This is a genomic window from Micromonospora zamorensis (assembly GCF_900090275.1).
Classification (GTDB): domain Bacteria; phylum Actinomycetota; class Actinomycetes; order Mycobacteriales; family Micromonosporaceae; genus Micromonospora; species Micromonospora zamorensis.
The window spans coordinates 3770608-3790186 of sequence record NZ_LT607755.1; the positions used below are offsets into that span (position 1 = coordinate 3770608).

Sequence of the window (19579 nt, forward strand, 5' to 3'; positions counted from 1 at the left end):
CGCACCTCGGAGGGGCCCCGTGACCCTGGGATGTCGGCCCCGCCGCACCGGTCGGGTGCAGCGGCTTCGGAGCCCTGGATTACGGTGACCAGGAAAGGTGGGTGGATCATGGTGCCGCAGGTGTCACCGCGAAGGGCCTGGGCCGTGCTCGTCGCACTCTCCCTCGCCGCGTTCGCGTTCATCACGACCGAGCTGCTGCCCGTCGGGCTGCTGACCCACATCGCGCCCGACCTCGACCGGTCCCGCTCGCAGGTGGGTCTGCTCGTCAGCGGGTACGCCATCGTGGTCGTGCTGGCGTCCGTGCCTCTGGCCCGGCTGACCCAGCGGATACCCCGACGCCAACTGCTCGGCGTCACGATGCTCCTGTTCGCCGCCGCGAACGCCCTGGCCGCGCTCGCGTCGACGTACGCGGTGCTGGCCGGCTCCCGCGTCGTGACGGCGCTCGCCCAGGCGCTGTTCTGGTCCATCGCCACGGCAACCGTGACCGGCCCCTTCCCGGCCGCGGTGCGCGGCCGGGTGGTCGCGCTGTTCGCCACCGGAGCGACGCTCGCCCCCGTGCTCGGCGTACCCCTCGGCACCTGGCTCGGGCAACAGGCCGGCTGGCGTACGGCCTTCGGGGCGCTGGCCGGAGTCGGGCTGGCGATCGCCGTCGCGGTGTTCATCCTCCTTCCCTCCTATCCCCCGGCTGCTGGCGGCGCCGCCCGTGGCACCGCACCCGACGGGCGGCGCTTCGTCCTCCTGCTGGTCGCGACCGCCCTCGGCATCGGCGGCTTCATGACCCTGCAGACCTACGTCACACCGTTCCTGCTCGACGTCACCGGCTTCGCCGACTCGGTGCTGGCACCACTGCTGTTCGTCTCCGGCGCGGCCGGCGTCATCGGCACCCTGGCCGCCGCCCGCACCCTGGACAGCCGGCCGACCGCCTCCCTGCTGACGCCGCTGAGCATCGGCACGGCCTCCCTGTTCGGCCTGTACGCGCTCGGCGCGCTCCGACCCGGCGTGGTCGCACTCCTCGCCGGCGTCGGCCTGGCCTACGCGGCGTTCGGCTCCGCCGTGCAGAGCCGCATGCTGCAACTGGCCCCGGGCAGCACCGACATGGCGTCAGCCGGCGTCAGCACCGCCTTCAACGCCGGCATCGCCGGCGGCTCGCTGCTCGGCGGCGGCCTCCTGCCCACCCTCGGGCCACGCCCGCTGGCGCTCGCCGGCGGGCTGCTGACGCTGGCCGCCTTCGCGTTGCTCGCCGTGGACGCGCGGCGGAGCCGCGCCGTCGGGTCAGCGTCGGCCTCCACCCTTGGCAGCCCAGCGACCGCGCGAGAGATCACGCCGGCCCGGACGGGAACGGCGTTGCACGACTGACAGAGCGCGGCACGGATCGCGGCGGAACGACGTGCTCTGCTCTCGTCATCCGTTGGCGAGAGGGGTCAACGGCGGATACTGACGAGTCCCATCGACATGACGGAACATAGGTGAATGATCGGTGACCGGTGGGGCGTGACCGACAGCGAGACGCTGCGTACCTATCCCTGTGACGACCTCGTCGTCGCACCCGCCCTACAAGCCTGGCGCGGAGTGTCGATCGCGGCGCCCGCCGCAGCAGTGTGGCCGTGGGTGGCCCAGGTGAGGCTTGCGCCCTATTCGTACGACTGGATCGACAACCGCGGCCGCCGCTCGCCTCGACAGTTGCAGGGCCTACCCGAGCCCCAGGTCGGGGAAGCATTCACCACCGCCGGAGGACGAAAGTTGGGCCGGATCGTCTCGGTCGACCCCGGCAAACAGTTGACGAGCACCATCATGGGCGCCTTCATGTCCTACGTCCTCGTGCCCCAGGAGCACGACAGGACGCGCCTGCTGCTCAAGGTCGTCATGCAGACGACCCGCTGGGCCGCACTCGGCCTGTCCATCGGCGACCTGATCATGGCTCGACGACAGTTGCTGAACCTGAAGCAACTCGCCGAACACAACGGGCACCACGGACCCGCCACGGAATGAGATCAGGCGAACGGCGATCGACAGTCCTGGGCGGCTGCTGCGCGTCGTCCGCCCCGCATTCTGGGACACTCGGATCGCGGCAAATCAGGACGTCTGACCTGGGCGCCTCGACTGACAACTGCGGCGACGTCATGCGAATCCGAGGAGGTCCCACCGGTTGCCGGCGATGTCGAGGAAGACCGCGACCCGGCCATAGGGCTCGGCCCTTGGCTCCCGGACGAAGGTGACACCGGCCTCGGCCATCCGTCGGTAAGTGGCGTCGAAGTCGTCGACTCGGAGGAAGAACCCGACTCGGCCGGCTACCTGGTTACCAGTTGCGGCACGTTGGTGTTCTCCGTCGGCGCGAGCGAGGAGAATCCCGGTCTGGGCACCCGGCGGCCGGACGACGACCCACCGCTTGGGCCGCCCGTCAGTGGTCAGCGATGGGGAATCCTCGACGAGATCGAAGCCGAGTACATCGGTGAAGAACGCAATCGCGGGGTCGTACTCGTCGACGATCAGGGCAACCAAATCGATCTGCACCACGGCAGCGTACGCAGGGTCCATCGTGCTCGCCGCCCGCGTGCCGACAGCGGCAGAAGAGTGTGTCGGCGGCTCCAGGCTCTCGCGGCCGCTTGTGATCAGTGTGCAACGACGACGATGCGTACGACGCCATCAGCAGGTCTCGGATGCTCGGTCGAAAGCCTAACCAGATCACACCCGGTAGTACTGCACGACGCAGAACTCGTTGTCCTCCGGGTCGGTCATGACGAGGACTGCGCCCTCTTGGTAGTCATGCCGTTCACCTGTCCACCGCCCGCCCAACATCCCGATCCGATCGACCGCTTCGTCAACGTCGGTAACGGCGATGTCGAGGTGTAGTCGCGTCTTGCCGGCCTTGGGCTCCGGGACCGGCTGGAATGTCAGCACCGAGCCGCCCCCGGCGACAGTGACGCGCCGCCAGCCGGGAAGAGACTCCGTCACGCGTCCTCCAAGCACCACAGACCAGAAGTCAGCCAGTCGCTGCGGATCCCGGCAGTCGACCGTGACTCCGGCAAGTCGGCCCAGTGTCTCCACGACACCGACCATAGCGACGATGTGCAGCCCATTCCCACTGGGGCGCACTCATCTCGGCACGTCCGGACGGCAGTCAGGCCAGCTCGGCGGGACACTGGGTAGCGCGCGCCTCGCAGCAGAAGCGGATGATCGATCATGCCGCGTTGGCCGGTTACTGCGGGCGCGGGTGTACGTTGCTGATCATGCGAGCTGTGCAGTGCGCCCGTTTCGGCGGTCCCGAGGTTTTGAACCTTGTCGACGTGTCGGAGCCGGTGACGGTCGATGGTCAACTGCTCGTCAACGTGAGCGCGGCAGGGGTCAACTTCGCCGATACCAGCCGCATTGCCGGGTCGTATCGTCCGGTGCCTGAGCTGCCGTTCACCCCGGGCACTGAGGTGGTCGGGCGGGCGACTGACGGTCGCCGGGTGCTCGCACCGATTTTCGACGGTGGTGGCTTCGCTGAGCGGGCGGTCGTGGAAGTCGCGGACGCCGTTGCGGTGCCCGAGGGGGTGGGCGACGCCGAGGCGCTCGCGCTTCTCGTCCAGGGCCTGACCGCCTGGCACGTATTGAGAAGCTGTGCGCGGATGCGCGTCGGTGAGACCGTTGTCGTCAACGCCGCGGCCGGTGGTGTCGGCTCGCTTGCTGTGCAGCTCGCCAAGCACTTCGGTGCCGGGCGTGTGATCGCCACAGCCTCTACGGACGCTCGACGTAACCTGGCCCTCTCCTTGGGTGCGGACGTCGCCGTGTCCAGCGACCCGGACTGTTACGCCGAGCAGGTCCTGGAGGCCAACGATGGCACGCCGGTGGATGTTGTGCTCGAGTCGATCGGCGGCCGCGTGTTCAGCGCCGGCCTCGAAATCCTGGGGAACTTCGGACGTCTGGTCACCTTCGGGAATGCCTCCCGCGAGGGCTGTCCACCTGTCGATCCGAGCGCACTCGCGGACCGCAACACAGCCGTGATGGGCTTCTGGCTACGCCCGGCCCTCACCGTTCCCGGCGCCTACGCGGAGCCGTTAGCCGAGATGTTCGCGCTCACGGCTGCCGGAGTGCTGAAGCCGATGGTCCATGCGGCATATCCCCTTGAGGACGCCCGCCGCGCTTTCGAGGACCTCGTCGCCCGCAGAACCACCGGCAAGGTAACCCTGCGTCCCTGAGACTTGAGCCCGATCACCCGTCGCGATGCGGTGAAGCACCGCGAGCCTCGCCCGCCAACCGATGCACCACTTTCGGCAAAGCCGTGAGCGGTTGATCACGTTCCGGAGGCCATGTAGGCGGCGAGGATGTAGTTGGGGTGCCGGTCGAGGTTCTTGCGGGCCCGGTCATAGCGCATGGTGGTCCGTGGGTCGGCGTGGCGGGCGGCGATCTGCACGTCGCGGAGGCTGACGCCGGCGTCGAGCATGGTCGTCACGAACGTGTGCCGCAACATGTGGGGGTGCATCCTCGGCATCCGGATGCCCGCTGTGTGGGCGAGGTGCTTGAGTCGGCGGGTGGCGGCGTGCCGGTCCATCCTCCGACCATGGGCGTTGCGCAGGATCGGCCCGGCGGTGCGGTCGTCGACGGCCTGATCGATAGCCCGAGCGACCGCGGGTGGTAGCGGGACGAGGACCACCTTGCCGCCCTTGCCACGCACGCGTAGGACCCGGTGACCGTGTTCCTCACCGAGGTCGGCGATGTTCGATCCGCAGGCTTCGAAGATCCGTAGTCCGAGCAGGCCCAGGAGCGCGACCAGGGCGAAGTCATTCGGGTTCGAGGACTTCCGCGCGGTGGTGATCATGGCTTCGTACTGCAGGTGCCCCAGTCCGAGGGTCGGTGACTCGGCCGGCACCGTGGGCCGGCGGACGTAGTCGGCCGGCGAGTGCTCCAGGAGGGCGTCGATGACGCAGACCCGATAGAACCCAACCACGACCGACAGCCGGCGGGACACCGTCGAGGGCTGGTACCGGCGGACGTCTTGTAGCCAGCGCACGTACCGCTCGATGTCCACCCGCGCCGCCGCCAGCGGGTCCAGGTCGTGGTCGGCGCACCAGCGGAGGAAGACCCGTAGGTCGGAATCAGTGTGGACGCGAGTCTGGCCACGGTAACGGCCCAGGAAAGCGGACACCGCGGCGCGCACAACGAGTTGATCGGTCAGTACGACAGGGAAAGCGGAAGCAGGCGAGGTAGTCATACATCACCGTGCGTCACCATCGGCGATGAACACCAGCCCACCTGGAGCGGCAGATGCGGATGCCCGATCTTGAATCACGTCGGCTAAGGCTCACCCTTGCGGCCTTCGGAAGGGTCTGTGCGGCGACCTTCGACGCACAGGACCGGCTTGGTACGGTCTGGCAGTGGAGGGGGCGGTGTTCTGGCGCATCGTCGAAGGCGCCCGGGCTGAGGTGGGCGCCGACACCGAACGCGTCGCCCAGGTGCTCCTCCGCAGCCTTCGCGCGTTGACTCCGGACGAAATCGAACAGTTTGAGGAACTCTGGTTCCAGGCACAGGACGAGCTCTACCGCTGGGCGATCCGGGACGCTGCGACACTCCTGCTGGGCCGCTTGGACGACGATGACTTCCTCTCGGTGCAGGACTGGATCCTGTCGCACGGGCGGCCAACCAGCCAGCGCGTCCAGGACGACCCTGACAGCCTTGTCGAGTTGGCACCCGACCGGCGCAACGCTCGGATCGACTGGTTCTGCGGCCTCCCGCTCGAAGCGCACATCGCGGCAACCGGGGCTCCGTTCGCTATAGACGGGCCTTCCGGATCAGACACACCCGTCGGAACTCCGGCCGACCTGACCGACGAGACCCGCACGAGGCAGCGATTTCCCAGACTCACGGCATACCTCGACAGCAATCCGTGGATCGAGCGCCCGTGGGAACGCGCCACCAGCTGACCGCCGCACGCACTCGAGGCTTTCGATCGCCCGCCGGAAGTTACGGGATACTGCCTTAATGATCAGGTTCCGGTTCGAGCTGTATCCACTGGACGAGGTGTCACCGTGGGGCAGTGACCAGCCGAGGCTCCACTGGTTCGGGCTCACCGAGGGCTGGTACTGGCTTGAAGCAAGCGGGCAGGAGCTGCTGTGCCGCACCCGGGAAGTTCACCCGCATCCCTACATCGACTATTACCTGGCCCGGCTCTGGGAAGATGTCATTGTCCTTACACCTGAGGTGCTGGAGCCGGTGCCCGACGATCTGCAGCCATTCATTGCCTCCGACCCCGCGCAGTGGACGTGTGACCCGCTCGAGTTCGTGGCCGAACCGGATGAGGAACGGACCGACGACGGGAACGCGGGCGTGCCCGACCATCCAGTCGTCACGGCCGCGATCTGGCAAGGCGAGCACCATCTGGACTTCGGTTACCTGCGTAATCCTCCCAAGCTCCGGTTCTGGCGTACCACCCGCGGCGATCGCGACGAGATCACCATGGATTGGCGGCACGAGGACGACGGCGAGATCGGTTTCACCGCCGACCCCGCAGTCCGGCTCAGCGTGCCGACCACCGCATACCTTGAGGCCGTGCACACCCTCAACCGCGAGCTGATGGACGCCATGGGGCAGCGGGTCGAGGAGCTGGAACGCCGCGGCGGGCTACCTGGCGTGGACCTTGACCTCGTCCATCTGCGGCCGGAACACGAAGACCGGCGGCATTGGCTTGCCAAGAACCTCGACCGCTGTCCGAAGACCGACTGGAACGTTGTCCGCCAAGGTGCCCGCCTGCTGCTCGGTGACGTTCAACAGGCCGACGCCCCAACCGGCTAAGCATTCCATCGAGCGCCTGACCGGGACAGCATCCGCTCATCGGCATGAGCGGTACGCGCCGGATCAGCGGCGCGCCCCCAACCGCCGGGCAATGGGGTTGAACCGTCTCTGCCTACGGCGCAGGTTCCAGTACGACGACCGGGATCTGACGGGTGGTCTTCCGCTCATAGTCGGCGAAGCCTGGATACGCGGCCTTCTGCGCGCTCCAGATCCGTTCCCGCTCGTCGCCGGCGGCAACTCTGGCGACCAACTCGACCTTGTCCGTACCGATCTCCGCTTGGGCCTGCGGGTGAGCGAGCAGGTTGTAGTACCAGTCGGGATTGGTGGGCGCACCGCCCTTGGACGCGAACACGGCGTAGCCGCCGTCCACCTTCTGGTACATCATCGGGTTCACGCGAGGCTGGCCGCTCTTGGCGCCGACCGTGTGCAACAGCAGCAGCGGCGCGCCAGCGAACTGACCGCCGACCTGCCCACCGTTGGCGCGAAACTCAACGATGATCTTGTCGTTCCAGTCGCTCATGCCCTCTCCTCGCCTCCAGGAACCGGCTCCTTGACCACGATTCTGACAGTCCCGGCCGGGGTGTGACACTGCGACCACGCACCAACGAACCCGGCGGCGACAATGCGTAGCACTCGGTTCGCGGGGGATGCGGGTGCCGCCGCAGGTTCATTTCGGCCTGGTGCTGGCCTGGGTGCGGGATCTCGGTGGCGCAGTCGAGTCCCGATCGGTGACGATCAAGCCGTGTCCATTCCCGCCCGTCAGATCCGCGCCCGCTACTCAGCCGACACCATCACCGTGTACCAGGCGTATCCCCCGCAAATCGCGCTGGCGGCGGTGGCAGCCGGCCGTTTCGTGGCCCCCTTCAAGCGGGATCGGATGACGTGGATCAAGCCGTCGTTCCTGTGGATGATGTACCGCTGTGGCTGGGCCATCAAGCCAGGGCAAGAGCGCGTGCTGTCCATCGACATCGCGCGGGAGGGATTTGAGTGGGCGCTGGCGCGAGCCAGCCTGAGCCACTACGACCGAGACCTGCACGGCGACAAGGCGACCTGGACCCGGCAACTGAAGGCCAGTCCCGTACGAGCGCAGTGGGATCCGGAACGATCACTGCGTTTGAAGGCGCTGCCGTACCGGTCGCTGCAGGTCGGGTTGTCCGGCGAGGCAGTCGATCGATACGTTGACGACTGGATCGTCGCCGTCACGGACATCACCCCCACCGTTCACCGCGTGAGGGACCTCCTGCGTTGCGGCGACGAACAGGCGGCAACAGCTCACCTGCCCGTCGAACGTGTCTACCCGCTGCCGGCTCAGATTGCCGCCGGCCTCAACGCCAGCCCGGACGTCGTCGCCGAAGGGGTGGCCGAGCAACAGCATGCACACTGACGGTCGCTCGGCACGCCAGCGCGCCCCGCTCGGCGGCGTGCGCGGGCGCTCATCGACCGGGGGTGAAGAGGTCCTCGCCGCTGATCACGAAGCACCCGAACATGTCGCCGAGGACCGCTCGTTGGTGTTCCGTGAGCGGGTTTACGAACACGGCAACACCGACCTCTGCGGCCCGGCACGCTTGCGCGACTTCGCGCGCTTTGCCCGGGCTAAGCAGTGTCCGCCGCGACAACGGCAACGCCATCTTGGCCGCACCGCCGTGCGAGACACCCCGCCGCTGAATGTGCCGGCTCACTACCCGCCCGCCATGGACCTCCACCGAAGCCGCCAGCACATCAAGCTTTGCGCCGAAGTCTTTATCCTTCGCCGAGAACAGGCCCACGAGCGCCACGCCGGTGCCCGCCAGCACGGAGGTCAGTGACTCGGTCGGATATTGCCGCACGGGGCATGGTGTCAGACGCCACATAGGCACCCGCTCATCGGCTAGATCCGGGCGTCGACCCGTCACGGCTTTCGTCTCGGTGGCGTGCACGGTCAGCGACGGGATTCGCGGCCTGCACTGGCCGAGGAAACGGCATCCGATCGGTCAGCCTTTGCGTCATCGGTCGACGATCGGAAAGGCCCGCCGCGCTTCCGCCAGGAACTCGGACCGCCGAGCGGCGTAGGTGTTGACCGCCGCCCACAGTGCCTCCAGCGCAGCCTGCAGCGGATCCGACTCGCCAGCGGCCAGGAGCGCCGGCAGTGCCATCGCGACCGGGTCCACCGGGGCGTCGATAAACGCGCGGAGCGGATCAGTCAGGCCCCGACCGGCCGGCCGCAGCGAGACCACGGAGAACGTGACGGCCGGCTCGCCCACGATGCGCGTCCGCAGCGCTGACATGTCGGCGAATTCGGCGGGTAGTGGCACACCCCGATCCAGCGCCGTCCACGCCGGCGTCATCCAGTCGAGGTCCGCGATGCCGGCGACGGTGAACGCCTGCCGCGCCGCCCAGATCGCGATCTGTCGTTGAACGACGGCGTCGGCCTCGGCCACCCCGTCGACCAGGGCCCTGTCCAGCAGGGCGATGCCATAAACGTTGCCGCGCACGCGCCGGAGCCGCTCACTCGGCGGCCGGCCGCCCCAGCGCCGCAACTCGTCCCGCTTGCGGTACTCCTCGTCGCGACGTTCCTGCTCCACCCGCTTTAGCATCTCAGCCTCGACCTGCTCCAACAGGGTCGGCGGGGGTGGCAACGCGCGCGCCCAGGCGTGCCAGTAGGCGGCGCCGCCGCTGGTCTGGCGCAGGATCGCGTCGGCGCGCGTCACGCCGTCACCCGGGTCGCCGCCCGTTGCGTCCTCCGGCCAGAAGCACAGCAGGTAGCGGTCCGGCCGCTGATCCATGTAGGTGTAGTCGTCCTCGGCAAGCTCGTCCGGGTCGTGACCGCCGAACGGGTCGTGCCCCTCATCCATGCCCATGGCGCAGTACCGCACGCGGTAGACCGGCAACCGGCTGGTGTCCTGCCCGTCGGAGGTCAGCGGCAGCTTGGCGAGTGAACCGTCACCCCACGGGACCAGGTCGGCCACAGCGGCCCTCGGCTCAAACGACACCTCCACCACCTCCTCCCATTCCTCCGCTGCCACTGGCGGCTCGACGTCGTGCAACTCGACAGTGAACTGGACCTGCCCGGAATGCGTACCGGTCATCAGGAACAGCGTGCCCGGCTGACCGCCCCCGCAGAGGCCATTCGCCTGCCCGGCGAACGACCCGGCCATGTCGTCTGGCAGCTCACGACTCGTCACGTAGATCTGCCCGTAGGCGACCGGCGCCTTGCCGTCGAAGAGAACGCGCATCGACCGATCCTGTCATCGACCGACGGACGCCCGCTGTCCCCACGAACGGCAGACAGGTCGACAATCGCCTGTGCGGCGGCGTCGCGCTGCCGGATGTGGTGTTATTCGCGGGCGATCCAGGTGGCGACGCACGCCTCGTTGCCTTCGGCGTCGGCCAGAACCCACCACCTCGGCGCATGTGCGTCGGAGACGAGGTGGCCGCCTGCGGCCAGGGCGGCGGCGATGCGTGCCTCAGCCTGGTCGTGGGGAACGGCGACATCGAGGTGCATGCGGTTGCGCTCTGAGCGCACCGTGTCCATCTGCTGCAACCCGAGGCCCGGGCCTCGGCGTGACGGGTCAGCCAGGTAGTCGTCTCCGACGCGGTGGTAGCCGAGCAGTGCCTGCCAGAACGGCAGCACGTCCGCGCCGACGAGTGCGTCGAGGGTGACGTTGACGAGCTGGACGGCTGTCGGGTCCGCGGGGAAGTTCAGTGCCTTCGCGGCCGCCGAGATCCGGCGGGCCAGGGCGATGTCGCGCCGGGTCATGGACACCGTGACACCGGAGTGCCGCAGGTCGACGTTGAGATGTTGCTGCTCTGGGCCGTCGACGAGCCGGCCAATCTCATCCACGAGCGTGATGCCGTTGGCCAGCGAACCGGTTCGGAAGTGCGCCGAGACCAGGTGATAGAGACAGCGCCAGTCCTCGACACCATCGGCCGCGTGGAACTGCCCGGCGGTGATGTGCATGGTCATGCCGGCGAACGTTACATCGACAGGGAGGCGTTCGTGGGAGCACATCTGGCGTCGGCTGGAGGCGGTGCTTCCTTCGATGGATGGTGCGGTTTTCCACACCCCGGCGGTTGTGGTCGGCCCACTGAGGTCGGCGGTCGACCTCATGGTCCGGGCCGCGGTGAGTTCTTAGCGTCTTCGGCATGACTAGGTTGGGTGGGCGGCCCGGCCGCGGTGCCCGCCGCCCAGGCGAGGCGGCGTGGGTCCGAGACGACATCAGCGATGGAGGGACGCCCCGGTGGCGGAACGCGCGGTGCCCGCTGGGCGGTCGTGGATCGACAGCATGACCCGGTGGGGCCGGCCGTTGGCGGGCGTGGTGGTCGGTGTGATCACCGGTGCGTCCGAGGTGCTGTTCCTGCTGCTCGCCGCGCTCGTCGTGGTCGCGGTCTCGCCCGCGCCGACGGCTCGGCGCCGCATCGGCGCCACCATCATCCGGTACGCCCACCGCGTCACCGAGTGGGAACGGCACCGCCTGGCCGTCATCGCCTCGGAACCACCGCCACAACCGGTCCGGGCGAACGGACCGCTGGTGCTCGGCTACCTAGCCGCCCGCCTCCTCCCGGCGGTGCTCGGTCTGCTCACCACCGGCCTGCTCGTGGTCGGTGCCGTCCTCGCCGTCATCGTGGTACGTGCCTTCGTCGGAGGCACCCTGAATGCGACCGGTTTTCTGTTGCAGGGGCTCATCGGCGCGGCCCTGCTGCTCGTGAATGTGCAGGCGATAGTCAGCGTGGCCACGCTGGATCGATGGCTGGCCCGCAGCCTGCTCGAATCCCACACCCGTGAGGCCCTTCAGGCGCGGATCAGCGAGCTGGCCGTCAGCCGGACCGGTGTCATCGCCGCTGTCGACGCCGAGCGCCAGCGCATCGAACGCGATCTGCACGACGGGCTGCAGCAACACCTCGTCGCACTCGGCATGCTGCTCGGCCGGGCGCGCCGCACCCGCGACCCCGACAAGGCCCGCGAGCTGCTCGCGCAGGCACACGAGGGCGTCCAACGCGCCGTTGACGACCTGCGGAACGTGGCCTGGCGGGTGTACCCCGCCGCCCTCGACCACACCACGCTGGACGAGGTGCTGAGCATGGTGGCGCAACGATCGTCGGTCCCGGTGAGGGTCAGCTACCACGTGCCGGTCCGGCCCGCCCGACCGGTCGAGACCGTGCTGTACTTCGTGGCCTGCGAAGCGATCACCAACGCCGCCAAACACGCCCGAGCTAGCCTGATCACCATCGAGATCATGGCGGGGGACGGGAACATCACGATGCGGGTCCGGGACGATGGCCTCGGCGGCGCCGACCCGCACGGCAGTGGCCTGCAGGGACTCGCCCGCCGGGTCAGCGCGCTCGACGGGCACTTCGAGGTGGACAGCCCGTCCGGTGGCCCGACGACCATCCGGGTGGCACTGCCGTGCGCATAGTCCTCGCCGAAGACTCCACCCTGCTGCGGGAAGGGCTGGCCCGCCTCCTCGCCGACGAAGGACATGCGGTGGTCGCCGCAGTCGCGGACGCCGATCAGCTCGTCACGGCCGTCGAACAGCACCGCCCCGACGTCGTCGTCACCGACGTCCGCATGCCGCCCACCAACACCGACGACGGGCTGAGGGCCGCCCTGGAGATCCGCCGCCGCTGGCCCGACATCGCGGTGCTCGTGCTCTCCCAGTACGTCGAGAAGCGCTACGCCGCGAAGCTTCTCGCCGACCGGTCGGAAGGCGTCGGCTACGTGCTGAAGGACCGCGTCGCCCAGGTCGAGGACTTCCTGGACGCGCTCGACCGCGTCGCCGCCGGTGCCACGGCGCTCGACCCCGAGGTCGTCCGGCAGCTCATGTCCGCGACGAGGCACAGCGACCCGCTGAACCGCCTCACCCCACGCGAACGTGAGGTGCTGCACCACATGGCGCAGGGACACACCAACGCCACCATCGCCGAGCGCCTCCACGTGTCACAGAGCGCGGTCGAGAAGCATGTCAACACCATCTTCGACAAGCTCGGGCTGCTACACGTGACCGGCTACAGCCGCAGGGTCCTGGCGATCCTGCGCTACCTCGGCTCCTGAGCGCCCAGGGTCGCCCGGAGAGTCATTCCGGGGGGGCGTGTGGACGCGGTCGCTCGATCACGCCCACACGCCCCCCGACGGTGAGAAGAAGCCTCAGAGGGTGAACACGAGCGTGGAGATGCTGCGTGGACCGACGTTGATGGTGGCCTGACCTCCGTTCACGGTGGTCGGCTGGCTGGCCGCGTTGGCGGTCTGCGAGGTGAGGAAGTGTTCGGCCTTGCTGACGTTCTGCGGGGCCTGGACCACGGCGTTGTTGACCGCGTTGTTCGACCGGTTGAGGATGACCAGGCTGATCTTCCCGTCACCCTGGTAGGCGGTCACCTCCAGCGGCGACGCCTTGGAGCTCTTCGTCAGGGCGACGCGCTGGTAGCCGGGGCGGACGTACTTGGCGTACTGCGAGAACGCGTAGCCGCGCTTGAGCGGGGCGCCCGCGACGGTGCCGTACGCCGCTTCGCCGTCACCGATGAACGAGTAGTAACGCTTGCCGTACCACCAGATGTAGGCGTTCCAGTTGGCCTCCATCGACTTGTGCACAGTGCGCATGATGTCGTCGAGCGTCTCGTTCCAGACCGCCGCGTTGCCGGGGTTGCCCCAGATGTTGGAGCCGCCGCCGTCAGCGGCGTGCAGGTTCCACTCGGTCATCCACACCGGCTTGTTGTGCTGCTCGGCAAGGGTGTACGGCTTGAGCCGGCCGGCGTCCTCGGTGCCGTACAGGTGGCCACCGATGTATCCGATGTTGTTGCGGGCGGTCGCGTCGTTGAGGGTTGGATCGGTGTAGCTGTAGTTCAGGTTCACCGCCTCGGCGACCATCAGTTTGGTGTTCTGCACCTTCGTGCCCTGGTCGCGGACGAAGGTGCGCAGCTCCGTGCCGCTCCAGTCCATCGAGTCGTAGTCCGGGTGCCAGTCCGGCTCGTTCTGCACCGAGGTGACGTCGATCGGCACGCCCTGGCCACGCATGTACTGGACGTAGCTGTTCAGGTGGTTGGCGTAGTCGTCGTAGTAGTCGGTCTTCAGTTTGCCGCCGTTGACCCGGCTGTTGTTGGTCTTCCACGCAGCCGGCGCGGTCCACGGCGAGGCGAGGATCTTCACGTTGGACCCGGCGGTCTTCGCCGTCTTCAGGGAGTTCACGTGTGTCGCCCACTCGCTGGACACCGGTGACAGACCGGTACGCACGATGGACAGACCCAACTGGTTGGCGCCCATCCCGACCAATGTCTGCGTCTCCGTCGTGGACCATGCGCTGCCCCAGATGGACTGGGCGGCCCCGAACCCGTCGACGGTCTGGTATCTGGTCGCGCTGTTCACCGTGATGTCCGCCGGCCCGTTCGGGGGTGGGGTCGTCGGCGGCGGGGTGGTGGGCGTCGTGCCACCGGTGCAGGCCACCCCGTTCAACGCGAAGTTGGTCGGATCAGGGTTGCTGCCGGTCCACGAGCCGTTGAAGCCGAACGACACCGTCCCGTTGGTCGCGATGCCCCCGTTGTAGCTGACGTTCTTGGCGGTGACTGTGGCGCCGCTCTGGGTCAACGTCGTGTTCCACGCCTGCGTGACGGTCTGTCCGGCGTCGTAGGACCAGGTCAGCGACCAACTCGACACCGCGTCACCGACGTTGGTGATCGTGACGTTGGCCCCGAAGCCACCCTGCCACTGCGACGACACGCCGTAGTTCACCGAACAGCCGGCGGCTGCTGCCCCTGCCGGCACCGCCAAGGCGACCGCTGTCGATGCCAGCAGCATGGCGCTGGCCGACATCAACGCGGTTCTGATCACTCTGGGTCTTCTCATCGATCATTCTCCTGGATCGGGGGGACACTGATCCGTCGCCGTCGGGCCACGCCGCCACCGCAGCCAGGTCAGCGGTGCAGAGCATCGTTAGCGTTAACAAGCGCCGCCCGCCGTGCCCACGGTTGAGTCATGTCGATGCACTGCTGGCGCCCGAGCTCCCGACGGCACGCCACCTACGCCCACATCGACTCTGGTAGATGAGCACTGCGTCCGTCAAGCTGCGACGGCGAGCTTTCGCGAAAGTTTCCGAACGTCCCTCGCCCCAAGGCGCTCCCCGGCACAACCCGCGCGCCAAATGTTGTCGTGAACATTCGGGCCGGGCCGAGGGTGACCGAGGTCACCGGCCAACGCCTTGAATCTGACACCAATGACAGGTTCTAGCGTTTCGGTGGCAGCGCACCTGGCGTCGCCCCCACCGAAGGAGTTCATCGTGCAGATCCAGGGTTCCATCGCTCTCGTGACCGGCTCGAACCGCGGCATCGGACGGCAGTACGTAGCGCAGCTCCTCGACCGGGGCGCGGCGAAGGTCTACGCGACGTCCCGCAACGGTCAGCCCGTGGACCTGCCGGGTGCCGTACCGCTGTCTCTTGAACTCACCGACCCCGCCGCCGTCCGCGCGGCGGCCGAGGTCGCGGCTGATGTGACGGTGCTGATCAACAACGCCGGCGTCGACTCCCATGTCGACCTGGTGGCCGGCGACCTCGACGCCGTCCGTCGCGACATGGAGGTCAACTATTTCGGCACCCTCTCCGTGGTGCGAGCGTTCGCCCCGGTGCTGGCCCGCAACGGCGGCGGCGCGATCGTCAACGTCCTCTCGGCGCTGTCCTGGTTCTCCTGGCCCGGGGAGGGGGCGTACGCGGCCGCGAAGGCGGCGGCCTGGTCGCTGACCAACAGCATCCGCCTGGAACTCGCGGCACAGGGCACGCACGTCACCGGCGTCCACGTGGGTGCGGTGGACACCGACTTCAGCGCGAACTACGACGGCGCGAAGATCGACCCGGCGGACGTCGCTCGGGCCACCCTCGACGGTCTGGCGTCAGATGCCCTGGAGGTCCTCGTCGACACGTGGAGCGCCGACATCAAGGCCGCGCTGGCTCGCGACCCACGCGACTTCTACTCCCAGCTCTCCGCAGCCTGACGGCCCGCGGGCGGGCGGGCGGCCCGGGTCAGGTGCGGGCGAGCACCGCGCGGTGGGCGCGGTTGGCAGCGATCAGCTCGTCGAGCATCCCGCGGGTGTGGATCAGGTCCTCGATGTGCCGATCGAGTCGGTCGCGCTCGTGGCGCATGCGCTCCACTGCGGCCTCGGAGGTGTCCTCGCTCGGCGAGTCGACACACGGCAGCAGGTCGACGATCGTCCGGCTGCTCAGCCCGGCGGCGAACAGACGCTGGATGAGGACGACGCGCTCGACCTGACTCTCGCTGTAGCGGCGGTGGCCTCTGGGGCTGCGAAGACTGGTGAGCAACCCCTGCTCCTCGTAGTAGCGCAGCGATCGCACGCTCACCCCGGCACGGGCGGCGAGTTCGCCGATCCGGATGCTGGCCGTCATCGCTACCCCCACCGCACCTGACATGGATGTCAGATTCAGTGTATCCACCGCCTCACGGTTACCTGAGGGCCGGCGTGATCAGCGTTCGAAACGGTGTGGGTGGGGCCGTTCGGGAGGGTTTTGCCTGGCGCGCATCGTGTCGGAAATGGCAATGCCACCGAGGACGACGGCGGCGGTGACGGCCGCGGCCAGTGGCGGCAGGAGCACCATGGCCGGCGCGGCGCCGACGAGAATCAGCGCGCCGATTGTCCGGGAGCGGGACACCCGGTCGAATACGGCGTGTTCGGCCAGGGCTCGCCCGACAAGGAACAGTATCGGTCCGCCGACAATGACGAAGATCCACGCCGTTTCGGTGTGTCCGAACGGGTGATCGATCACGATTTCGTACCCGACGGCTACGGCGACGATGCCAGCCACCATGAGTACGTGGGCGAGGAACGCCTCCCGGACGAGGCGGGCGGGCCCGACGGAGACTCTGATCGCCTCGGGTAACAACTGGCCCGCCTTGAAAAGGTAGACCCGAAACAGCAGCACCGTCGTGATGAATGAGACCGCGAAGGCTACCGCGGCCCCGCCCTGCCGAAAGGACGTGTCGCTGTAGGCCGATCCCGTCGTCAGAATCAACTCACCGAGGGCGATGATGAAGAACTGTCGGTAGCGCTCGGACAGATATTCGGCCAGGACGGGCCACTGTCGTTGGGCGGGGCGGGTCCATGGCGCGGGATAGAACAGCAGCAGTGCGGCGCAGTCGATGGCCAGCGCCAGCGTCCACAACAACCCACGCGCCGAACCCGACACGACGGCGCCAGCGAGCCACGGCACGGCGGAGATCGCGAACCAGAGGAACACCCCAGCCGCTCGACGCTGGGCCTCGTGGCCGCGCAGCGCCGGCACGATGACCAGCCCACGAACGATGTGGACGGCAACGTACGCGCCAGCGAAGGCCAGGCTCCGGTCGCCGAACGCCTGCGGCACCGCGACTGCCATTATCAGTGCGCCGAGCATGGCCGTGTAGACCAACAACTGAAGCTGCGGCCGCTGCGGATCGTAGAGATCGGTGACCCATGCCGTGACCAACCAGAGCACCAGGAAAGCCAGCAGCAACAGCAGGGTCTCCCCGGCTTCGACAAGGACCACTCGCCGCTCGGTGAGGTCCTCGACCAGCCGGTGGGAGACCCGGTTGAGGGCAAAGATGAACACCAGGTCGAAGAAGAGTTCCAGAAGACTCGGTCGCTGCGGTTGCCCCGGCTTACGCAGCAGCTCTGCTGCCCTTGTCGACATGGGCCGCCCGTTTCTGCCGGCTTCGCCTATCTGGGTATTGGTACCACGCCGGGCGGGTCGTCGAGTCGATACCGAACGATCGCCAACGTGACATTCGCCGGATTCCCATGGGCGAGGGAGCGGCTCCCCCCTCGCAGGGGATCGCTTCTGTTCCCCGATCGCCGACCGTGGAGGTAACACAGAGCCGCGGCACCGCGGCCGGATCGGGAGGACGACCATGCGTAAGACACTCGGATGGGGCATCGCGGCAGCGGCCATGCTGGTTGTGGCGGCGACGCCGGCCGGGGCCGCGAGCCACAGGCCGGCTCAGGTGACCGGATCGGCGGAGTTCGTGCTGCCGTACGGGCAGGACAGCGACGTGCGATCGTTCGCATTCGACGCCCGGTCGGTGCCCTACAGCCGCCCGATCCCGCTGCCGGGCGGGGAGAAGGGTTCTCCCGCAGACGCTACGGGCACGGTGCGGGTCGCGCACTGGCTGGCCACGGAGAACATCACCGTCCGCTTCGAGGCGGCGGTCGACTGCATGATCACCAGCCCGGGTCATGCGACAGTGACCGGCGTGGTCATCCGCGCTGACGAGAAGGCCAGCGACTTCCTCGGCCAGCGGGTCGGCTTCAGCGTGCAGGACGGCGGCCGTGGCCGCGACCGGGTCGGCTTCACCTGGTCGGCCAGCGCCGACCAGAACGAGGCAGGTCAGTGGGGTCCGGCCCGGGTCGGCACCTGCCTCGCGCCGGCGGCGTTCGCCACGGTGACTCGCGGAAACTACACGGTGCGGCACGCCGAGCTGACCGCGCCACCCGAGGGCCACTGACCACCGCGCTGTGACCACGGCGGGACGGAGATCGCCCCGCCGTGGTGCGCACGCGCCCCGCGACGGACGGACTTCCGGCGATGCCGGTCAGCGACGAGCTGTGACGATCCAGGCGCGCGAGTCGAAGTACACGCCGCCGTCGGTGTGGTGGGCGTCGAGGGTGGTGCGCAACCGCGTACGGGCCCGCTCGGCGGCCGTGGCGTCCAGGTTGGCGAGCAGATCCTTGAATTCCCACAGACGGAACACCGCATCGAAGGCGGTGGCGCTGTCCGGACCGTAGTAGACGGGTACGTGCACGTCGGTGAAGTCGACGTCCGCGAAGCCGGCCGCCACCAGGAGGTCTTTGGTGACGGTCTGGTCGGCTAGGGAGAACGGGTTCGGACCGCCGGGCGTGACTGGCTCGTCGGTGAAGGTCCGGCGGATCGCGGTGGCCCATTCGTTGCGGTCGCGGTCCTGCCACACCAGCAGCACCAAGCGCGCGCCGGGGCGCAGCGCGCTGCCGATGTTGGCGAACGCGGCGACCGGGTCGGCGAAGAACATCGTTCCGAACCTGCTGATGCAGAGGTCGAAATGCGTCGGTGGGAAGCGGTGCACCTGGGCGTCCGCCTGTTGGAAGGTGATGTTCGGCAGGCCCTCGTCGTCGCTGAGCTGACGGGCCCGTTCGAGCATCGGCCCGGAGATGTCAACGCCTGTCGCGCTTCCGTTCACCGCCGCGCGGGCGGCGTCGCGGGTGGACTGGCCGGTGCCACAGCCGATATCGAGCACACGGTCGTGAGGGCCGACACGGGCAGCGGCGCGGAAGAGTTCGTTGTGCAGGCGCAGTTCAGCGTCGTAGTCGAACAGGTCGGACATCACCGTCACCGGATCCTCTCGATGCCTGTCAGCTGGCCCGGGACGACCTTCGGTGCCCGAGGCGGCGTAAGGCGGCCAGAATGTGCTCTCGTTCGGCGGCGGTGGTGCGGGGATCGACCAGTCGGTCCCGGACGGCCACGAAGAGCGCCTCCGCCACCGGCACCTCCGGCGCCGGCGTGTCGTACGACAGCGGGGTGAGAGCGCGCAGGGCGGCGCCGAGCGGGAGGTCCAGGGCCGCGCAGAACGCCCGCACCTTGGGAAGCTCCGGATGGTGCTGCCAGTCACCGGACAGCCATCGGAAGACGGTGGAGCGACCGACGCCGCTACGAGCCGCCACTTCCGTGATGGACCAGCCACGCTCGTCGCTGGCGGCGTCGACGGCACCGCGTACGAACCGAGCGAACGCGTCCTGCGCGGCCCGTCGGGTGTCACCCATGTCCCGGCCGTCGCCTCCCCCGCAGTCGACACCCGGCGGGGCCGGTGCGTCGTGGTGCGTCCGCATCCCTCCGC

General features: G+C 68.4%; 22 protein-coding genes. 10 read left to right on the top strand and 12 right to left on the bottom strand.

The features are described from left to right. The first annotated feature begins 120 nt into the window (after nucleotides 1-120). The gene (locus GA0070619_RS16610; protein WP_231927065.1) at nucleotides 121-1356 is read left to right on the top strand and encodes an MFS transporter; all 1236 of its coding nucleotides are present in this window, start codon (nucleotides 121-123) and stop codon (nucleotides 1354-1356) included. Between the two features lie 114 nt (nucleotides 1357-1470). Next, nucleotides 1471-1989, top strand: coding sequence for a polyketide cyclase (locus GA0070619_RS16615; RefSeq protein WP_088948923.1), 519 nt, complete (start codon nucleotides 1471-1473; stop codon nucleotides 1987-1989). Between the two features lie 129 nt (nucleotides 1990-2118). Here the strand turns inward: GA0070619_RS16615 and GA0070619_RS16620 are convergent, their stop codons facing one another. Then, nucleotides 2119-2535 carry a VOC family protein gene (locus GA0070619_RS16620; RefSeq protein WP_197699542.1) on the bottom strand — a complete coding sequence of 139 codons (417 nt, stop codon included), beginning with the start codon at nucleotides 2533-2535 and terminating at the stop codon, nucleotides 2119-2121. 147 nt (nucleotides 2536-2682) lie between these two features. Further along, nucleotides 2683-3045 carry a VOC family protein gene (locus GA0070619_RS16625; RefSeq protein WP_231927066.1) on the bottom strand — a complete coding sequence of 121 codons (363 nt, stop codon included), beginning with the start codon at nucleotides 3043-3045 and terminating at the stop codon, nucleotides 2683-2685. Between the two features lie 125 nt (nucleotides 3046-3170). On the opposite strand from GA0070619_RS16625, the gene GA0070619_RS16630 reads away from it, so the two are divergent. After that, on the top strand, nucleotides 3171-4178 hold the full coding sequence (locus GA0070619_RS16630) for a quinone oxidoreductase family protein (RefSeq protein WP_231927067.1): 1008 nt from the start codon (nucleotides 3171-3173) through the stop codon (nucleotides 4176-4178). Between the two features lie 95 nt (nucleotides 4179-4273). Here the strand turns inward: GA0070619_RS16630 and GA0070619_RS16635 are convergent, their stop codons facing one another. Next, a complete protein-coding gene (locus GA0070619_RS16635; RefSeq protein WP_197699543.1) occupies nucleotides 4274-5125 on the bottom strand; it encodes a tyrosine-type recombinase/integrase in 852 nt (283 codons plus the stop codon). Nucleotides 5126-5354: 229 nt separating this feature from the next. On the opposite strand from GA0070619_RS16635, the gene GA0070619_RS16640 reads away from it, so the two are divergent. Both GA0070619_RS16640 and GA0070619_RS16645 read left to right on the top strand, forming a co-directional pair. Continuing rightward, nucleotides 5355-5900 (top strand): DUF4240 domain-containing protein, encoded by a 546-nt coding sequence (locus GA0070619_RS16640; protein WP_088948927.1) that lies wholly within the window; start codon nucleotides 5355-5357, stop codon nucleotides 5898-5900. Between the two features lie 58 nt (nucleotides 5901-5958). Then, nucleotides 5959-6768 carry a DUF5984 family protein gene (locus GA0070619_RS16645; RefSeq protein WP_088948928.1) on the top strand — a complete coding sequence of 270 codons (810 nt, stop codon included), beginning with the start codon at nucleotides 5959-5961 and terminating at the stop codon, nucleotides 6766-6768. A gap of 112 nt (nucleotides 6769-6880) precedes the next feature. On the opposite strand, the gene GA0070619_RS16650 is transcribed toward GA0070619_RS16645, so the two are convergent. Next, nucleotides 6881-7288, bottom strand: a complete 408-nt coding sequence (locus GA0070619_RS16650) for a nitroreductase family deazaflavin-dependent oxidoreductase (protein WP_088948929.1) — start codon at nucleotides 7286-7288, stop codon at nucleotides 6881-6883. A gap of 222 nt (nucleotides 7289-7510) precedes the next feature. Here GA0070619_RS16650 and GA0070619_RS16655 point away from each other — a divergent pair, with 222 nt between their 5' ends. Further along, complete coding sequence (locus GA0070619_RS16655) at nucleotides 7511-8152, top strand: DUF4291 domain-containing protein (RefSeq protein WP_088948930.1); 642 nt, start codon at nucleotides 7511-7513, stop codon at nucleotides 8150-8152. Between the two features lie 49 nt (nucleotides 8153-8201). Here GA0070619_RS16655 and GA0070619_RS16660 read toward each other — a convergent pair whose 3' ends face one another. The 3 genes from GA0070619_RS16660 to GA0070619_RS16670 form a co-directional block, all read right to left on the bottom strand. After that, on the bottom strand, nucleotides 8202-8594 hold the full coding sequence (locus GA0070619_RS16660) for a hypothetical protein (RefSeq protein WP_197699544.1): 393 nt from the start codon (nucleotides 8592-8594) through the stop codon (nucleotides 8202-8204). A 156-nt stretch (nucleotides 8595-8750) separates the two neighbouring features. Further along, entirely contained in the window at nucleotides 8751-9980 is a 1230-nt protein-coding gene (locus GA0070619_RS16665; protein WP_088948931.1) for a hypothetical protein, read from the bottom strand. 101 nt (nucleotides 9981-10081) lie between these two features. Then, nucleotides 10082-10810 carry a VOC family protein gene (locus GA0070619_RS16670; RefSeq protein WP_231927068.1) on the bottom strand — a complete coding sequence of 243 codons (729 nt, stop codon included), beginning with the start codon at nucleotides 10808-10810 and terminating at the stop codon, nucleotides 10082-10084. Between the two features lie 175 nt (nucleotides 10811-10985). Between GA0070619_RS16670 and GA0070619_RS16675 the strand changes: the two genes are divergently transcribed. Then, a complete protein-coding gene (locus GA0070619_RS16675; protein WP_231927069.1) occupies nucleotides 10986-12161 on the top strand; it encodes a sensor histidine kinase in 1176 nt (391 codons plus the stop codon). Continuing rightward, a complete protein-coding gene (locus tag GA0070619_RS16680; RefSeq protein WP_088948933.1) occupies nucleotides 12152-12796 on the top strand; it encodes a response regulator in 645 nt (214 codons plus the stop codon). The genes GA0070619_RS16675 and GA0070619_RS16680 overlap by 10 nt, the downstream gene beginning before the upstream one ends. 93 nt (nucleotides 12797-12889) lie before the next feature. Here GA0070619_RS16680 and GA0070619_RS16685 read toward each other — a convergent pair whose 3' ends face one another. Continuing rightward, nucleotides 12890-14578, bottom strand: coding sequence for a cellulose binding domain-containing protein (locus GA0070619_RS16685; protein WP_088948934.1), 1689 nt, complete (start codon nucleotides 14576-14578; stop codon nucleotides 12890-12892). A 388-nt stretch (nucleotides 14579-14966) separates the two neighbouring features. Between GA0070619_RS16685 and GA0070619_RS16690 the strand changes: the two genes are divergently transcribed. Continuing rightward, entirely contained in the window at nucleotides 14967-15716 is a 750-nt protein-coding gene (locus tag GA0070619_RS16690) for an SDR family oxidoreductase (protein ID WP_328533959.1), read from the top strand. 28 nt (nucleotides 15717-15744) lie between these two features. On the opposite strand, the gene GA0070619_RS16695 is transcribed toward GA0070619_RS16690, so the two are convergent. Both GA0070619_RS16695 and GA0070619_RS16700 read right to left on the bottom strand, forming a co-directional pair. Then, the gene (locus GA0070619_RS16695; RefSeq protein WP_088951853.1) at nucleotides 15745-16113 is read right to left on the bottom strand and encodes a MerR family transcriptional regulator; all 369 of its coding nucleotides are present in this window, start codon (nucleotides 16111-16113) and stop codon (nucleotides 15745-15747) included. Between the two features lie 90 nt (nucleotides 16114-16203). Further along, the gene (locus GA0070619_RS16700) at nucleotides 16204-17406 is read right to left on the bottom strand and encodes a low temperature requirement protein A (RefSeq protein WP_088948935.1); all 1203 of its coding nucleotides are present in this window, start codon (nucleotides 17404-17406) and stop codon (nucleotides 16204-16206) included. A gap of 217 nt (nucleotides 17407-17623) precedes the next feature. Here GA0070619_RS16700 and GA0070619_RS16705 point away from each other — a divergent pair, with 217 nt between their 5' ends. After that, entirely contained in the window at nucleotides 17624-18217 is a 594-nt protein-coding gene (locus GA0070619_RS16705) for a hypothetical protein (RefSeq protein ID WP_088948936.1), read from the top strand. A gap of 87 nt (nucleotides 18218-18304) precedes the next feature. Here GA0070619_RS16705 and GA0070619_RS16710 read toward each other — a convergent pair whose 3' ends face one another. Then, nucleotides 18305-19069 carry a class I SAM-dependent methyltransferase gene (locus GA0070619_RS16710; RefSeq protein ID WP_172862058.1) on the bottom strand — a complete coding sequence of 255 codons (765 nt, stop codon included), beginning with the start codon at nucleotides 19067-19069 and terminating at the stop codon, nucleotides 18305-18307. A 28-nt stretch (nucleotides 19070-19097) separates the two neighbouring features. Then, nucleotides 19098-19505, bottom strand: coding sequence for a helix-turn-helix domain-containing protein (locus GA0070619_RS16715; protein ID WP_088951854.1), 408 nt, complete (start codon nucleotides 19503-19505; stop codon nucleotides 19098-19100). Between the last annotated feature and the right edge of the window lie 74 nt (nucleotides 19506-19579).

Bases quoted from the DNA above. Each gene is read 5' to 3' on its own strand.
- GA0070619_RS16615 (WP_088948923.1), top strand. From the start codon at position 1,471: ATGATCGGTGACCGGTGGGGCGTGACCGACAGCGAGACGCTGCGTACC.
- GA0070619_RS16620 (WP_197699542.1), bottom strand. From the start codon at position 2,535: ATGGACCCTGCGTACGCTGCCGTGGTGCAGATCGATTTGGTTGCCCTG.
- GA0070619_RS16630 (WP_231927067.1), top strand. From the start codon at position 3,171: ATGATCGATCATGCCGCGTTGGCCGGTTACTGCGGGCGCGGGTGTACG.
- GA0070619_RS16645 (WP_088948928.1), top strand. From the start codon at position 5,959: ATGATCAGGTTCCGGTTCGAGCTGTATCCACTGGACGAGGTGTCACCG.
- GA0070619_RS16650 (WP_088948929.1), bottom strand. From the start codon at position 7,288: ATGAGCGACTGGAACGACAAGATCATCGTTGAGTTTCGCGCCAACGGT.
- GA0070619_RS16665 (WP_088948931.1), bottom strand. From the start codon at position 9,980: ATGCGCGTTCTCTTCGACGGCAAGGCGCCGGTCGCCTACGGGCAGATC.
- GA0070619_RS16685 (WP_088948934.1), bottom strand. From the start codon at position 14,578: ATGAGAAGACCCAGAGTGATCAGAACCGCGTTGATGTCGGCCAGCGCC.
- GA0070619_RS16700 (WP_088948935.1), bottom strand. From the start codon at position 17,406: ATGTCGACAAGGGCAGCAGAGCTGCTGCGTAAGCCGGGGCAACCGCAG.
- GA0070619_RS16705 (WP_088948936.1), top strand. From the start codon at position 17,624: ATGCGTAAGACACTCGGATGGGGCATCGCGGCAGCGGCCATGCTGGTT.
- GA0070619_RS16710 (WP_172862058.1), bottom strand. From the start codon at position 19,069: ATGTCCGACCTGTTCGACTACGACGCTGAACTGCGCCTGCACAACGAA.
- GA0070619_RS16715 (WP_088951854.1), bottom strand. From the start codon at position 19,505: ATGGGTGACACCCGACGGGCCGCGCAGGACGCGTTCGCTCGGTTCGTA.